Annotated in this window: 10 protein-coding genes; 6 read left to right on the top strand and 4 right to left on the bottom strand. The window is 65.2% G+C overall.

Annotated features, from left to right (window positions below; all coding sequences use genetic code 11):
* Window positions 1-375 precede the first annotated feature (375 nt).
* A complete protein-coding gene (locus V5E97_RS35600; protein ID WP_406696284.1) occupies window positions 376-894 on the bottom strand; it encodes a hypothetical protein in 519 nt (172 codons plus the stop codon).
* A gap of 496 nt (window positions 895-1,390) precedes the next feature.
* On the opposite strand from V5E97_RS35600, the gene tnpC reads away from it, so the two are divergent.
* From tnpC to V5E97_RS35630, 6 genes are all read left to right on the top strand, one after another.
* On the top strand, window positions 1,391-2,797 hold the full coding sequence (gene tnpC / locus V5E97_RS35605; RefSeq protein WP_406696285.1) for an IS66 family transposase: 1,407 nt from the start codon (window positions 1,391-1,393) through the stop codon (window positions 2,795-2,797).
* A gap of 404 nt (window positions 2,798-3,201) precedes the next feature.
* Window positions 3,202-3,603 (top strand): Crp/Fnr family transcriptional regulator, encoded by a 402-nt coding sequence (locus V5E97_RS35610; RefSeq protein ID WP_406696286.1) that lies wholly within the window; start codon window positions 3,202-3,204, stop codon window positions 3,601-3,603.
* 117 nt (window positions 3,604-3,720) lie between these two features.
* Complete coding sequence (locus V5E97_RS35615) at window positions 3,721-3,918, top strand: helix-turn-helix domain-containing protein (protein WP_406696287.1); 198 nt, start codon at window positions 3,721-3,723, stop codon at window positions 3,916-3,918.
* A 312-nt stretch (window positions 3,919-4,230) separates the two neighbouring features.
* Window positions 4,231-4,434: a hypothetical protein gene (locus tag V5E97_RS35620; protein ID WP_406696289.1), complete on the top strand. Its 204-nt coding sequence runs from the start codon at window positions 4,231-4,233 to the stop codon at window positions 4,432-4,434.
* Window positions 4,435-4,547: 113 nt separating this feature from the next.
* Window positions 4,548-4,820, top strand: a complete 273-nt coding sequence (locus V5E97_RS35625) for a hypothetical protein (protein ID WP_406696290.1) — start codon at window positions 4,548-4,550, stop codon at window positions 4,818-4,820.
* Window positions 4,821-5,264: 444 nt separating this feature from the next.
* A complete protein-coding gene (locus V5E97_RS35630; RefSeq protein ID WP_406701270.1) occupies window positions 5,265-5,405 on the top strand; it encodes a hypothetical protein in 141 nt (46 codons plus the stop codon).
* 71 nt (window positions 5,406-5,476) lie between these two features.
* Here the strand turns inward: V5E97_RS35630 and V5E97_RS35635 are convergent, their stop codons facing one another.
* The 3 genes from V5E97_RS35635 to V5E97_RS35645 form a co-directional block, all read right to left on the bottom strand.
* Window positions 5,477-8,215 (bottom strand): hypothetical protein, encoded by a 2,739-nt coding sequence (locus V5E97_RS35635; protein ID WP_406696292.1) that lies wholly within the window; start codon window positions 8,213-8,215, stop codon window positions 5,477-5,479.
* A gap of 370 nt (window positions 8,216-8,585) precedes the next feature.
* On the bottom strand, window positions 8,586-13,295 hold the full coding sequence (locus V5E97_RS35640) for a beta strand repeat-containing protein (RefSeq protein ID WP_406696293.1): 4,710 nt from the start codon (window positions 13,293-13,295) through the stop codon (window positions 8,586-8,588).
* A gap of 385 nt (window positions 13,296-13,680) precedes the next feature.
* Window positions 13,681-16,074 carry a PAS domain S-box protein gene (locus tag V5E97_RS35645; protein WP_406696294.1) on the bottom strand — a complete coding sequence of 798 codons (2,394 nt, stop codon included), beginning with the start codon at window positions 16,072-16,074 and terminating at the stop codon, window positions 13,681-13,683.
* Window positions 16,075-16,395 lie beyond the last annotated feature (321 nt).

Raw genomic sequence — 16,395 nt, forward strand, 5'->3', positions numbered from 1 at the left:
CAGCATGTGGCCTGCGGTCATAAATACCACTGTGCTCCACAGCGGACGCGATTACGCCCCTTCCATCTCATGACAGCCAAGGCGATCCCTTGTCTCTGCGTGGTATACGCCCCTTCCATCTCATGACAGCCAAGGCGATCCCTTGTCTCTGCGTGGTATACATGCGATCAAAACAAGAGCGGATTCTACCTTCCACGAAGAACCAGTTGGGGGAGGGTGATTTGCTGGAACCGCCCGATCCCGAGACAACGTGAGGGCGTGCGTTTTTGAGCAGAGTTCAGAACTTTTTTTTGGACCCGCCAACGATGCGCACCACACGCACCACCCCAAAAGTGTACTCACAAAGGGAGTACACTTCAATTCCGATTGGCGTGTTCACCTAGTCACTCGCCGCCTGTCCCTCAACCATCGGAACGGTAGGCCGGCGAGGCAACTGGCGAGGAGTAGGAGCGACCCCGTGAATAACGTTGCCAGGAAGTATTCGAGGCTGGACAGCTGCTCTTGCGGCGTGCCGAAATCCGTCGTCGAACTGCCCGAGATCCAGGCGACGAGTGTTAGGCTCACCACGCCCGCGACCATTTGAAGGAGGGGGAAAAACTGGGAGATGGCGACGATGATGCCGCCAGCGATGAGCATGAGCCGCATGTCACGCGATCTCGCGCCTGCAATGTCGCCGAGGAGCCAGAGTATCGCGATCGCCATCGCCATGCCGATCTCCCCGAGCTGCTTGCCGTCATCCCACAAGGATGAGGCAAACCACATCGGAGCGACGAGATTGGCCGCGAAGATCGCCGTCCAGACATGATGCCAGAGCAAGCCCCCACGCGGCCCCTGTGGCTTGGCGCTCACATGGGTTGGGGGAGTTGCCGGATCTTCAAGCCTGCCGGTTGACACTTCGGGGGTCTCCTGGGCCAATGCGTCCGCGCATCCAAAGTAACCCGCCTCATCTTATAAGTCTATTGATGACATTCGACAATTCGCACGCAGTTTGCGTAAGCTGGATAAGGCCATGTCTGCAAGGGATTCCTCCTCGCGGATTTATAAATTCCAGCCATACAATCTGCAACATTCCACGTCCTTCTTGACATAACAAACACGTCACATGCGTTAATAAGTGCCACTTTTCTCCACAACGGCCGTGATTACGACCCTTCCATCGGATCACAGCCAAGGCGATCCCTTGTCTCTGCGTGGCGCACATATCATCAAAGAAAAATTGCTTGTTTATTCGACAAAATTACAGCAGGTTTCGGCGAACGCGATCAATGATCAGCGGCAATTCGGGCACGTTTTCCAACGAGTTTTGATAAAGCACAAAACCGGTCAACCACCCAAGATGTAACCGTTCACGGCCTTGCGCGATCGTCCCAGGTATGGTAGCGTCTCTTTCATGACGATGCCTCCACCACTCCCTGAGGAACTCTTCGCCTCGCTGCCTGTCGCGGTTCAGACTTACTTGCGCCAACTCGAAGCATTTGCCACACAACTCGCGGCGCAGGTCGCTCAACTCGAAGCCAAGCTCCAGCAGAATTCGTCCAACTCCTCCCGCCCTCCATCCTCCGATGGTCCTCAGCACAAGCGGGGCGTGCCACGTCCGCCCAGCCAGCGGCGACGCGGCGGGCAGACCGGACATCCCAAACATGACCGCGTGATCTTGCCTCCCGATCAAGTCGTCGATTACAAACCGTCACACTGCGGACGTTGTGGCACCTCACTGGCTGGCGACGATCCCGATCCCTCCATCGATCAGGTGATCGAACTCCACGAGAAGCTACGGTGGGTCACCCATCATCGCCGCCACACCCTCGACTGCCCTCTCTGCCAGGCCCGAACTACCGCAGCCCCAGTCCCCGAGGCGGCCAACGGCTTTGGCCCCAGAATCCAAGCGGCCACAGCCTACTTCAGTGGCGTCGGCCGGCTCAGCAAGCGAACCATCGCTTTACTCTTCGCCGATATCTACGACATTCCCATGGCCTTGGGCAGCGTCAGCAAGCTCGAAGCCAGGACCAGTCTCGCCTTGCACTCGATCCACGACGAGGCCTTGAATCACACACAAACGCGCGACGCCAATGTCGATGAGACCGGCTGGAAACAAGGCAAGAAGAAAGCCTGGCTCTGGGCCGCGGTGACCCGCCTGGTGACCGTTTTCTTGATCCGTAGGCAACGCAATCGGGGAGCCTTCGATGATCTGGTCGGATCTACACCCGGCGTGCTGACGACCGATCGATACTCGGTCTACACTCACCTGCCCAGCGAGAAACGCCAAATTTGCTGGGCGCATCTCCGCCGCGATTTTCAGGCGATGATCGATCGTCGTGATCCAGGTTCGGGGGTCGGCGAAGAGTTGTTGCTATACGCCGATATCCTCTCCCAGGAGTGGGGGAAAGTCCGCGCCGAGATTCGCACCCGGGCCTGGTTTCAGCGGGAGATCCTCCCCTGGTTACGTGAAGAGGTCCATCTCCTGCTTGAGTCCGGATCGCAATGTGGCGGCTCGAAGACCGCCGGCGTTTGTAGCGAACTCCTGTCCCTTGAGGCAAGCCTTTGGACGTTCGCGTCGAGGCCTGGTGTGGAGCCGACGAATAATGCGGCCGAACGTGCCGTCCGTCATGCCGTCTGTTGGCGGAAGACGAGCTATGGCACCGACAGTGAACAGGGCAGTCGGTTCGTGGAACGGATCTTAACCGTGGTGGCCAGTTGCCGATCCCAGGGCCGCGACGTGTTGAAATTCCTCACTCAAGCCATCATGGCCCACCAGAATGGGTCTCAGAAACCATCGATCCTGGGCGATGGGGCGTGAACGCTTACACAAAGCGAGCTTGGTCAATTCGCCAGCATTCGAGGCACAACCATGATCCCACGTCCTCGGTGCCGACGATGCGTTGCCCACACCTCCGGCATGGCCGCCAGTCCAAAAAGAGGCCCGTGCAAAGGTCCGGCGCTGATCCTCCCATGCCACTCCGTCCCATGAATTGCGGCAAGCCTTCAGGACAGGTCTCCTCGTGCTCTGCTCGTCGCACGCCCCTCCCTGAACTTGCGAACGCCGCGCCGAAAGAATTGGGATAGCCCCTTTGCTTTGTTCGGTATCGAACGGATCAGGGCTCGTCATTCACGGTAGAGTGGACAGTACGCTACCCGCCACATAAGCCATCGGCATCTCGCGATTGGCGTCCGCCTAGCCGAATCGCTAACGAGAGCGAACCGATGCCTTATCCCACTCGATCGCCGCACGCCCCGACCGAGAGTCATCTCCTGGCCGCACTCCCACTGGATGAGTACGACAGGATTCTCGCCCACGCGGACATCAAGTCGCTCAAACTTCGGGACGTCCTGTACCGGCCGGGTAGCCCCCTCGACTATGTCTATTTCCCCCGGAGCGGGGCCCTTTCCACGATCCTGATCATCGTCGATGGCCAGTCCGCCGAGGTCGCTGCGGTGGGCATCGCGGTGATGATCGGGATCCCTGCGTTCCTGGGGGCCGAGGCCTCCTCGGTCCAGGTGATCTGCCAGATTCCGGGCGAAGTCGCCCGGATGCCCGTGTCGGCATTTGCGGGCGAAGGCCGTCGCGGCGGCCCACTCCACGAGGTACTCTCGCGTTACACCTAATATCTCCACGGTTCGACGGCGTGGATGGTCGCGTGCAATGTCCTCCACCCGATCGAAGAGCGATGCGCCCGATGGTTGTTGATCAGCGCCGATCGGGCCGGGGCGGATGAATTCCCCATGACTCACGAGTTCCTCGCCCTGATGCTCGGGGTCCGACGTGCGAGCGTCACACTCGCCGCCGGGGCCCTGCAGGGGGCGGAATTGATCACCTATCGTCGCGGCCTGATGAGGATCCTCGACCGGGAACGGCTGGAAGACGCCTCGTGCGAATGCTACCGGGCCATGCGCGATGAGTACGAACGCCTATTCCCGTGACACCGAGGCGGGTCGAGCGAGATTCGGCAAGGAAAAACCTGGTGGGTTCGATATCGAACCGACCTCCCTCCTGCTCTTTCAGAAGATAGCCAGTAGTCGTCACATCCTGGCGACTCGGTGCAAAGGCCACGGTGCCGGACTCGCGTGGCCGCACAAACCTGCCGAGCGGGTCGTGCTCCGCTCCCGGCAGGGCCATTGATGATAGGCACTCCATCCCCCCGATGGGACGCTGACGATGGAGATCCGATTTCCCGCCGAAACCTATCCGCTCTGCATCATCTGCCAACGGCTCCGCCCGAGTGACGACGGTCCTTGAGATGCGCCGCCTTCCCGGAGGGGATCCCCGGCGAACTCCTCGAGGGCACAGCCGATCACCGCCGACCCTACCCGGGGGATCGCGGGATTCGCTTCGAGCCCGACTGGGACGCCCCACCCCAGGCGTTGGCCCAACTCGCAGCCCTCTCGCCGGCGCTTGGGGATCCGGTCCTGCTGCGTTCTCCTGAGGCGGGTCTCTGAATCAGGTCGTGCTCGATCCGAGGAATCCTCACGAGGCGAAACCATGTTCGATTACAAGGGGCTTAAAGCTTGGTCGGACGAGGAGTGGAATCGGCTTCCCAAGGGAGTCACAGATGGTGGTCGCGACGAAAGTCCGCAAGTCCGCCGCCGAGCTCGAGACGGCATGGGCCCTCTTGTGGCTGATCTCGAAAACGGAACGCCATGTCGCGGCCCTAACCCTCATCGGCGCCAAGCGAGATGACATGGTTGCCGGCAAAACGCTCCAGGAATGGGCGGAGCCTCAACTGGCCGCATTCCGACGTGGCGAGGACTCGTCCATGATCCCCTGGAGGCGCGTGGCGAGAATCCTCCGGGACCGTTTGCCGGCCCCGGCCAACGTGGGCTGACTGAACCCCTGCCCTGCCCTACGGCCCGGGATCCGTTCCGATGCCACGTAATCGACCGGGGCCAGGGACGGCGCCGGTCCCCCGGCCCTGGACTCAACATCTGGGGTCGTTTTTGTTGCATCTGAATACCCCGCCTGAATTCTCTGCCAGGGCGGGGAACAACAGGACCAGGACCATATCACCGAGTTGGAGCAGATGGTCGGGCGCCTCACCATGGAGCTGGAAGTCGCAATAAAGCCTCGACCTTGCTCCCCCCGGCCCTGAGGCGAGACGCGAGGTCGTCCTGAGGCTGGCGGCCGAGTACCCGGTCCGGCTGATCTGCCGGGCGACCGGCTGGCCGCGCAGCAACGTCTACCACGAGGCCACACCGGCAGCCGACGAAGGGCGGCTTCGGCAGCGCCGGGGCGGCTGACCGCCCGGTGGTCGACCTACGGCCATCGCCGGCTGACGGTCACGCTCTGCCGCGAGGGCTGGGCGGTCAACGGCAAGCGGGTCCGGCGGCAGATGGCCAAGATGGGCCTGAAGAACAAGACCCCGGGCCGGCGACGGCGGGCGACCGACAGCCACCACGACTTTCCCCGCTAGCTGAGACGTAGGCGGCATCGAAATGGACCAGAATCGGCATCCCCCCAACCGAAATGCCCGTTCCCACTACATCACTCGGTGATGAGCTGAGTTCGCATCCACCCCGGTAACCATCGAACCCACCCACCGAACCGGGTGATGAAGGATCCGCCGGGACGGCCGTCAGAGTCTCCATCCAGGAGTCGGCCCGATGTACTGGTCAAGCCGACCGACTCCGCCCCGGCGACGGTCAACTGGAAGCGGAGTCGAATCGGGAGCCTGACGATCGGCGTGAGAGTCACGACCCGCCCGGTGGGATCGAGTTTCACCGACCGCATGGCGATGTGACGATCGTTTCGAGTCCCGAACCGCCTGTCCCGTCCCAGGCCGACCAACCGGTAATTGCTCACATCGACGGCCGTCGCCGGTTGGAGCGGTTGGTTGAACGTGAGCACTAGCCGGGTGGGCTGGCGATGAATGCCGGACCTCCGGAAGCCCTCGACGACCAGGGGAGGACTGGGCGTGGCGGACGTCACGGTGAGAGTCAGCGTTGTCTCGTTGTTGACCGGACCAGGGTCCGGCTCGTTGGCTCTCACGCGGGCCGTATTCGAGAGCGTTCCCGCCGACCGGGGCACGAGGATCAGGGTGACGGTGGCGGAGGCACCAATGGGGACCGAGCCCAAGTCGCAGATCAGGGTGGAGCCGACGACCCGGCAGTCCCCCTGGCTTGCGGTGGCCGATGCGAGGCTCACATCGTCCGGAAGCGTATCGACAACGGTCACTCTCGTGGCGATCGAAGGGCCGAGATTCGTGACCGTGATGGAGATCGCCACGCCTTCTCCAGCCCTGGCGAAGTCTGGCGCCGCGGACTGGCTCAACGAAAGGTCCGAGCTGTTCGGGACCGTCCCCGCGGCATTGATGAGTTCGACCTGTTCAAACGCGGTGTACGCGACGGTTGCAAAGCCTTCTGAGGTGATGGTCGTTGGGGTCAGGGTCACGGCCTGGCCGCGGGCATCGAAGCGGAGGGTATCCCCCGGCCGGGTTCCCGGTGGGCCCCCGTCAACCCGTCGTGGGCCGGGGGACGCCGCGAGGGCGATCGTGTCGGTGAAGCGGGAGCCCACGACGTTCTCGAAATCTCCGACGAGCTGGACCGTGCCGCCCGGGGTCACCGCCTGGACGGCCTCCGAATCCAGGTCGAGCGTGATGCCCGCGCCGGCCGTGGAGAAGTCGAGGGTGTCGTCGCCGAGCGTGTCGATGAGGACGTCGCGGCTTCCGTCGCCGGGCGAGAGGACGTAATCATCGCTGCCGTCGCCGCCGAGCAAGCGATCGTTGCCCCCGCCACCGAACAGGCGATCATTGCCGGGCCCGCCGTCCAGGGCGTTAGCGAGCGGGTCGCCGATGAGCGTATCGTCGCCATCGCCCCCGGTGGCGTCCTCGACTCCGCGGATCCCGCCCGGGACCCCCGTGGCCGTGCCCGCGGACATGTCGATCCTGGTCGGATTCCGGAATGCCGCCTGGTCGATCCGGTCGCGGCCGCCCTGGCCGTCGATCGCTCCGTGCAACGTCACGCCGTCGGCCGCGAAGGTGAAGGCATCGTCGCCTCCGCCACCCGAGAGGCTTGCTGCGGTGTCCGATGCGATCTCGAATCGGTCCTCGGCCGAGCCTCCCCTGAGGGATTCAAAGGCGGAAAAGTTCAAGGAACTGGACGGGCCGTCGGCATAGGTCGAGATGGCGCCTAGCGTCCACCTGGAGGGCGTGTCCCGGCCCCGGAGGATGTCCGGACCGCTGTTCAGCCCGCTGCCGACGAACGTGTCGACGCCCCGGAAGCCGCCCCCGCTGATGGAGCTGTCTTCGGCCCCCGCATGGCCGCTCGCATCCGAAGCCGTCAGCACCACGGCAACGGAGCTGGCGAAGCCGTCGTAGTCGAGCGTGTCCCGGCCCCCCTCGCCGTCGATCGAGCCGGTCAGGATGGCGATCCCACGGAACAGGAAGCGGTCGTCGCCCTCGCCCCCGGCGACCTCGGCCGCCAGGTTCCCCAGGGAGTCTCCGATCAGGTGGAACGTATCGTCGCCCCGGCCGCCCTGGAGTGTCTCGAAGCCCGCGAACCGGAGTGTACCGGCACCGTCGCTATAACTTGGGGTACCGTCCAGGCTCCAGGTGCTGGCTGCGCCCTCTCCCATCAGGCGGTCTGTACTGGTGCCGCCGATTAAGATGGCGATGTGCTCGAATCCGCCGCCGATGCCCGTCGCCGTGCCGTGAAAGCCCAGGGCGTCGGAGCCGCTCAGCTGCACATCCAGGGGGTCGCCGACGTCGCCGAAGTCCAGGGCATCGCCGCCCCCGCCCCCGTCGAGCACGCCGGAGAGGCTTGTGCCCGCGCCGAACACGAACGTATCCGCCCCAGCGCCGCCGACGAGGTCCTCGACGGAAGTGAAGGTGTAGGTCGCGAATGGTCCGAGGGCAGGGCCGGCCAGGCTCCCCTCGTCCGGAGCGGTCAGGATCCAGAGGGCCGGCAGGTCGGGGCCGATCAGCCGGTCGCGCCCCCCGCCGCCGTCGACCTGGAGGCTCGCGAGGGAGGGGAAGTGGGCGGGGACGACGCCGCGGAGGTCAATGAGGTTGGCGTCCGGCTCGGGACCGCCAGTGATCGTGATCGCCGTGATCTCCTCGCACGCCGCGGCCCCGGAGTCCGGGTCGTCGCCATCGACCTTCACGAGCCCATCGACGCACTGGACGACGACCGCGTCAGTTGAGTCGCTGACGATGGCGAGGACACCGTCCTGGCCCAGAGTGGAGACGACCGACAGCAGGTCCCTGCCTTCGAGCGGCTCGAGCACGAGGGCCCGACGGGTTGGCGGTTTGCGACGCAGGTGGCGAACCGCTATATCCGGGCGAGGAGGACGGTCATCCCTACGAACCTTTGTGTCATACTCATCTTGCGCCTCGAATACGTACGGCGCCCCGTTGCCGCCGAAAGGCGCTGGTGGGGGAGATCTCCTGCGTCCGGAAGAAGGCCTGCTCAATTCGGAATTATAGCATGAGTTCGCAGACAGTCCGAAACTCGCGGACTCCTTCGTCGGGCGTACACTCCGACCAGCGAGTCTGGTGTCGCACTCTCCACGGTGGGAGGGATCCCCGACCGGGAAAGGAAACACCCGAGCCCAACCCGGCCCGGGTGCCTCTGCTTCAGGACGAGACGACTCGGTCTCAGAAGTTATCCCGACGCTCGGTGCCCCCCGTGTTGAGGTCATTGACGACATCGTTCGGGAAGAGGAGGAACCAATCCAGCCCGTCGTCGCCGTACAGGGAGTCGATCGCCGCGTCGTTGAGGACGGTCGCGCCGGTCAGGAAGAAGGCGCCGTTGCGGCCGCCGGCGACGGAGCCGTTGAGGTGGCTGATGCGGGTGGCATAGTCCAGATCGGTCCGGCTCCACTCGGCCATGATCGCGGTCAAGGCCCCGATGTTGCTGTCGTAGCTGGTGCTGCCGCCGATCAGCATGTCGTCGCCGTTGCCACCGGAGAGTGCATCGGCCCCGGCGCCGCCGATGAGGATGTCCGTGCCGGCGTTGCCCGACAGCGTATCATCGCCGCCATTTCCGACGAGGATGTCGTTGCCGCCATTGCCCGTCAGGACGTTGGCGCCGGTGCCACCGGTGAGGATGTCGTTGCCGGAGCCTCCGATGACGTTCTCGAAGTTGAGGACGCCGCCACTGGCTCCGCCCTTGATCCCCAAGGCCGCGCCGTTGGACAGGTCCACGCGGACGCTGGTCGCATAGGACGCGTAGCTGAGCGTGTCGAGGCCGCCACCGCCATTGATGCTCCCGGTGAGGGTCCTGCCGCTGCCCATCGAGAAGGTGTCGTTGCCGGACCCACCGGTCAGGTTCTCCACCCCTGAGAAGCCGAAGGATACCCCGGTGCTGGTGATGGACCCACCGTTATTGGCCGAGATGGCCGCCGTCAGGGCGTCGATGGAGAAGGTGAAGTTGAGTGTGTCGGTGCCGCTCCCTCCGTTGATGCTCCCGGTGACGCCCGCTCCTGCGGAGAACATGAAGGTGTCGTTCTGGCCGCCGCCGGTCAGATTGCGGACCTGGGAGAACGCGAAGCTGCTGCCGAAGACTAGGTTGTCCGCGGTCCCTTCGCCGGTACTCGTGATCGACCACAGGTTGGCGTTGTTGGCACCGACCAGCGTGGTGGAGCTCGAGTTCGAGTTCCCGACGAGGGTCTCGATTCTGACCATGCCGGTAGTGCCCGTGGCGGCGGCGGCGGCGAGGTTCACCGTCACTGCCGACGTGTAGCCCGAGTAGGTGAGCGTGTCGGCGCCATTCTCGCCGTCGATCTTCCCGCTCAGAAACACACCGTTGGCCTGGAAGTCGAAGGTATCGGCGTTGTCGCCGCCCTTGAGCGTCGCCGTCGTGTTGGCCCGGATGGCGAACGTATCTACGCCGTCCCCGCCCTGGAGGATTTCGAAGGCCGAGAAGTTCAGGATCCCGACGCCATCGCCGTAGGTCTTGGCGGTGTCGAGGATCCAGGTGCTATCGGAGTTCCCACCGCTCAGGGTGTCGGTGCTGGAACCGCCGATGATGGTGCCGATGTTGCTGAAGCCGGCGTTGAGCGAGGTGGCCGTGCCGCCGAAGCCGGTGATGGCGTCCGAACTCGTCAGCGTGACCGCGACGGCTGACGAGAAGCTGGAGTAGGACAGGGTACCGCTGTCGGCTTCACCGTCGATGGAGCCGGTCAGCATGGCCGCACCGCTGAGGTTGAAGCTGTCAACGTCGCTCCCGCCCTTGAGGTTGGCGGTCGTGTTGGCGGAGACATTGTAGGTGTCGATCGCCGAGCCACCCTGGAGCGTCTCGAAGGCCGAGAAGTCGAGGGTGTTGCTGCCGTCGGAGTAGGTCGGCGTGCCGTCGAGGCCCCACGTGCTGGCGAGGTTCTCGCCGTTCAGGGTGTCGGAGCTGCCGCTGCCGCCCTGAGCGACGTTGATGCCGCCGAAGCCGGCGGTGAGCGAGGTGGCCGTGCCGGCGAAGCCGGTGACGCCCGAGCTGGACAGGGTCAAGGTGACAGGTGTCGAGACGGTATAAGTCAGCGTGTCGCTGCCGCCCTCGCCGTCGATCGAACCGGTCAGGGCCCCGTTGGTGGCCATCGCGAAGGAGTCGGCACCCGAGCCGCCCTTCAGCGTCGCGCTGACGGCGTCCGAGATGGTGAAGGCGTCGCTGTCGCTCCCGCCCTGGAGCGTCTCGAAGCTGGAGAAGGCCAGGCTGTTCGCGACGCCGTTGTCCTTATAGGTGAGCGACGCACCGAGGGACCAGGTGCTCGCGGCATTCTCGCCGGTCAGGGTATCCGAGACGGAGCTGCCGGTCAGTACGTCGATGCCGGCGAAGGGGCTCGTGAGGCTCGTCGCCTCGGTGCCGGTGTAGCCGTCGGCGGCCGCGGCGCTCAAGACCACGTTGATCGCGGAACCGTAGCCGCTGTAGCTGACGGTGTCGCTTCCGGCCTCGCCGTCGATGGTGCCCGACAGCACGGCCGAACCGCTGAAGGCGAAGCTGTCCGCGCCCCCGCCACCCTTGAGCGTGGCCGAGCTGTTCGCCGAGATGGCGAAGGTATCGGCGTCCGAGCCGCCCTGCAAGGTCTGGAAGGTGCTGAGGGAGAGCAAGCTCGTCCCGTCGTCATAGGTGGGCGATCCGTCGAGCCCCCACGTGCTGGCTCTGTTCTCGCCGGTCAGGGTGTTGTTCGAGCCGCTGCCGCCGGTGATGGCGTTGATCCCGCTGAAGCCGCCGGTCCCGGTTCCGGTGCCGATGAAGCCGTCCGAATCCGAGCTGGTCAGGATGATGGAGACATCCGTCGTGTAGGCGGACAGGTTGAGCGTATCGCTGCCGCCCTCGCCTGCCGCGGTGCCGGTCAGGGTGACGCCGTTCGAGAGGGCGAAGCTGTCATCGCCGGCCCCACCCTTGAGGGTGGCGGTGGTGTTCGCCGAGATGGCGAAGCTGTCGACTGCAGAGCCGCCCTGGAGCGTCTCGAAGGCCGAGAAGTCGAGGGTGTTGCTGCCGTCGAAGTAGCTCGGCAACCCGTCCAGACCCCAGTTGCTCGCCACGTTCTCGCCGGTCAGAGTGTCGGAGCTGCCGCTGCCGCCCTGGATATTCGCGATGTTGCTGAAGCCGCCGCTAAGCGAGGTCCCGGTGCCGTTGAAGCCGGTGCCGGACGAGCTGGACAGGGTCACGGCGACGGCCGAGGTGACGCCGGCGTAGGAGAGGGTGCCGCTCGCCGCCTCGCCGTCAATGCTGCCGGTCAGGGAGACGCCATCGGCGGTGACGTTGAAGGCGTCGAGCCCACCGCCGCCCTTGAGGCTCGCTGTGGTGCTGGCCGAGATATTGAAGGTGTCGATCGCCGAGTCGCCCTGGAGCGTCTCGAAGCTGGAGAAGGCCAGGCTGCCTCCCGTGCTGTCGTTGTAGGATGGCGCGCCGTCCAGCGTCCAGGTGCTGGCGACGTTCTCGCCGGTCAGGGTGTCGGAGCTGCCGCCGCCGGTGATCGCGTTGATCCCGCTGAAGCCGCCGGTCACCCCATCGGTACCGGCGTAGCCATTCGCCGAGGAGGAGGAGCTCAGCGTCACGCTCAGGGCGGTGGTGTAGGCGGACAGGTTGAGCGTATCGCTATCATCCTGGCCCGCGACGGTGCCAGTCAGGGCGATGCCGTCGGAGAAGACGAAGCTGTCGGCGCCGGCGCCGCCCTGGAGGGTGGCGGTGGTGTTGGCCGTGACGTTGAAGGTGTCGGCCGCCAAGCCGCCCTGGAGCGTCTCGAAGGCGGAGAAGTTGAGGGTGTTGCTGCCGTCGAAGTAGGTCGGCGTGCCGTCGAGCGCCCAGGTGCTCACCGCGTCCTTGCCCTGGAGGACGTCCCCGCCCACGGCGGTCCCGGTGATCGTGTCGATGCCGTCGAACGTGCCGGAAACGCTGGAACTCTCACCGCCCGAGTAGCCGTTGGCGTTGGAGGTGCCGGAAAGGACGACGGTGATCGGCACGCCGTAGCTGCTGTAGTTCAGGGTGTCGCTGTCGCCCTCGCCGTCGATGCTCCCATCGAGGAAGGCTGGGAAGTTGGCGGAGTTGTTGTAGTTGAAGTTGAAGGCATCGTTCCCGGCACCGCCTTTGAGCGCGCCCGTCGCCGTTGCGATAAAATCATTGCCGGTGATGTTGAAGGTGTCGACGTCTGAACCGCCCTGCAGCGTCTCGAAGCCGCTCAGGGTCACTGAGGCGGAACCGTCGTTGTAGGTCAGGCTGTTCGCGAGCGCCCAGGTGCTCGCCACATTCCGGCCGTTCAGCGTGTCGGTGCCGTCCCCGCCCTGAAGCGTGTCGACCGAGGTGAACGCGAGGGCGCTTAGTCCGTTGATGTTGCCCGCCTTCGGGCCGGTGAGGGTCCAGGTGTTCGTCCCGTCGATCGTCGCCAGCGTGTTCGACCCGGTGCCGCCGTCGTAGGAGACGTTGTGACCGAACGTCCAGGTCCCGTCGTTCGTCAGCGTGTCGTCTCCACTTCCCAGGTCGACGGTGATCAGCGGGGCCGAGCCTGAGCCGATGACGATGTGGGCAACCCCGGTGCTGGGGTCCACGTCCGTGGAGTCTTCGTAGTCGCCCGTCCCGCCGTTGCCGATCAAGTCGTGGGACAGCCGGATTTCCGTGCCCCCGCCGTCGATCCCGACGGCCACCTCCGACAACATCAGGGTATCCGCCGTCGTGCCGTTCTGGTCGCCGGCGAAGGTGACGGTGCCCGCAGCAACGCTTAAGGACGTGATGTCCACTGCGAACAGGACGCGGCTGTCGAGGGTCTCGAGTAGCGGCCGGTGGCGCCGTGCCGCGATCCGGGATCCCGGCGTGCGAGAGCGGGGGAACCGGCGCCGCCGACTTCGCTGGCGAGCTTGCTCTTCGCGGATTGTCATAGGACTCTTTGACTCTTGCTCTTCGCGGATTGTCATAGGACTCTTTGACTCTTGCTCTTCGCGGATTGTCATAGGACTCTTTGACTCTTGCTCTTCGCGGAATGTCATGGTGCTCTTTGGCTCTTCTCGGGTCTGTGGCGCAGGCGACGGGGAACAGTGGTTGTTCCAGGTGGCGGTGCGCCGATCTGTCAAATGGAGGTCGGGGTCGATCGGGTTGGACGCGGTAATGTTCTGTAAATATGTGTCACTATTTGGACACGGCCGTGACTCCTTGGGTGCGCGGCCGACGCGCGGCCAATCGGTCTCGTGCCCGTCGCGAACACGCTCTAAAGGGCACTGCTCCGGGACGGCGCCTCGGCCTTCGGGGCTCTCCTTCCGTCGCCCATCATGGGGCGGGCGCCTCCCGGGAGAGGATCTCCAGGAAGGACTCCACCACGCGCGGATCCAGGTGCGTCCCGGAGAGCGACCGGAGGTGCTCGTGGACCTTCTCTCGCGGCCAAACCTTCCGATACGGACGGTCGTAGCTCAGGGCGTCCCAGATGTCCACGGCGGCAAAGATCCGGGCCACGAGCGGGATCTGCTCGCCGTCGAACCCGCGGGGATAGCCGCTGCCGTCCCATTTCTCATGGTGGTAATACGGGATGTCTAGCGCGGGGCGGAGGAAGGCAATCGGAGCCAGCATCTTCCGCGCGTACTCGGGATGGCGGCGGATGGTGGCGAACTCGTCGTCGGTGAGCGGGCCGGGCTTGAGGAGGATCGCGTCGGGGATGCCGATCTTGCCGATGTCGTGGAGCAGAGCCCCGCGGCGCACGTGGACCAGATCGGCCTCTCCGATGCCCATCGCCCGGGCCAGCCGCAGCGTCATCTCGGTGACGCGGCGGCTGTGCCCCTCGGTCTCGTGGTCGCGCAGGTCCATCGCCCGCGACCAGCCTTCGATGGTGGCGTCGTAGGCCAGGGACAGCTCCAGGTTGGAGCGGCGCAGGCCCTCGAACAGCTCGGCGTTCTCGACGGCGATGGCCGCCTGACCGGCCAAGGCCTTCAGGAATTCCAGCCACTCGGGCTCGGGTTCCAGCGGGGACCGGTGGCCGGCTTCGAGCACCCCCTTGACCTGGCCCTTGATCACCAGCGGCACGGCCCAGTAGGAGACCAACCCCTCCTCTCGGTACGAGTCCGGCAACGGCGCGGGCATGGCCGATGGGCCGGTGAGCTGCTGGGTGCGGCGTTCCAGGACCGCGCGGCCGGCCGGCCCCTCATCGAACCGCTGCGATGGCCCCCCCGCAGTCCCGCCGCGGTAGCCCTTGCGCACCGCATACTCCAGCCGTGGCATCAGCGGGCTACAGAGGAGGATACCGGCGGCGTCGACCTTGAGATGGGTGCGCACCTGGTCGATGACGACCCCCAGCATCAGCGGCAGGTCGAGGCTGCCGGTGATCGCCATGTCGATTTGGCGCAACGACTGGATCCGCCCCAGCCTGGCCTCCAGCTCGACGTTCAGGACGAAGATCTCTCGCTCCGCCCGCTTGCGCTCGGTGATGTCCTCGACCATGACGCAGAACCGCGGCCGGCCCTCCGGCTCGTAGGCGATGGGGTTGACCAGTACCGCGAACCACCTCGGCCCGTCGGTCGTCTTCCAGGCGTCCTCGACGCAGGCCGGCCGGCCGCTGCACCTGGCTTCGCGAAACGCATCGAGCCAACGTCGTCGCTGTTCTTCGGGGATCTCGGGCTCGCCAGCCTGACGCCCTTCCGGGGAGTGCTCCAGCAGCCGGGCGAAGGCCGAGTTTGCAGAGACGATCCGGAGGTCGCCGCCACACTCCTCGGCGACGGCCAGCGCCATCGGGGCGCCGTCGTAGAAGCTGCGGAGGACCGCCTCGCTCTCGCTCAGCGCCGCCTCGGCCTTCTTCCGGTCCGTGATGTCGGTCGCGATGCCGCAGACGGCGATAGGTTTCTGGTCGGCGCCGAGCAGCGGCACCTTTATGACGATCGAGGTGTGCGGCTTGTCGACATACGGGGCGACCTCATCGACCTCGACGGGCTCCCCTGCGTCTAGTGCCCTCCGGTCGTTCGCCCGGAAGGTGTCCGCGACGTCTTCAGGGAGGAAGTCGTAATCGGTCTTGCCGACGACCTGTTCCTCGGTCACCCCGAACTGCTTGACGAAGTAGCGATTGACCAGCAGGTAGCGGCCGTCGACGTCCTTGAGGAAGATGGCCGCCTGGACGTGATCGAGCACGGCTTGGAGCCGCGACTCGCTCCGGCCGAGGGCCTCCTCCATGCGCTTCCGCTCGGTTACTTCCTCATGGGCGACCACCACCCGCACGGGGCCGCTGCCGGCGAGGCGCGTTACGCGTCCGATGAACCACCGCTGCTGCCCCAAGGCGCGACAAGGGTATTCCCGGGCGAACTCGGCACGGCGGCCGGCCAGCACATCGCGGATGGCCGCTGCAAATGCCCTCGCGGTCTCGGCGTCCTCGCCCGTGGCCTCGTCACAGACGCGCAGGTAGTTGGCGCCCTTGGCGATGCGGACGCCGGCCGGAGCGTTGGCTCCGGCGAAGTCGCGCCAGGCCCGATTGACGGCGAGGAGCGCACCGGACCCGTCGAGGACGGCGACGTGAGCCGAGAGTGAGTCGAGGACCGCCCGGGAGATCTTCTCGGTCTCCCAGCTCATCCGCTCCGCCCCACTATGCCGATCGGCGCGGCGAACCGGGCGGCAAGCCCCCGCCATCGGCCATTCGGTGGTCGCGGTGGCGAGCACCGGGTCACGATCAGTCTGTTGCTTAATCATTAATGTGTGTATTTTTTTAATGTATTCGTCGGCCCGGAAACGATCGGCGTCAGGCGGGATACGGGATTCTGCGACGCCCGGGGGGCGTAGAAGCGTTGGCTCCGGCATCCCCTCGATGGGGTCACCTCGCATGCTCAGGCACGACCGAGGAAGATCCCCGTGGTCGACCCGCCGCAAGCCCGGCCCGTCCTCGCACAGGAGAAGCTTGGGTCATGGTTGGCGATCGTCTCTAGGGGAATGCTCGGCCGGCCCGTAGGGACTTCCCCTACGTCTCAAGTCGGGAAAATCCCGATTGCCACGGGCCGCAAGATCGAGGGAAAT

The sequence above is a fragment of the Singulisphaera photorubra genome (genome assembly GCF_045290345.1).
In the GTDB taxonomy this organism is placed as follows: Bacteria; Planctomycetota; Planctomycetia; order Isosphaerales; family Isosphaeraceae; genus Singulisphaera.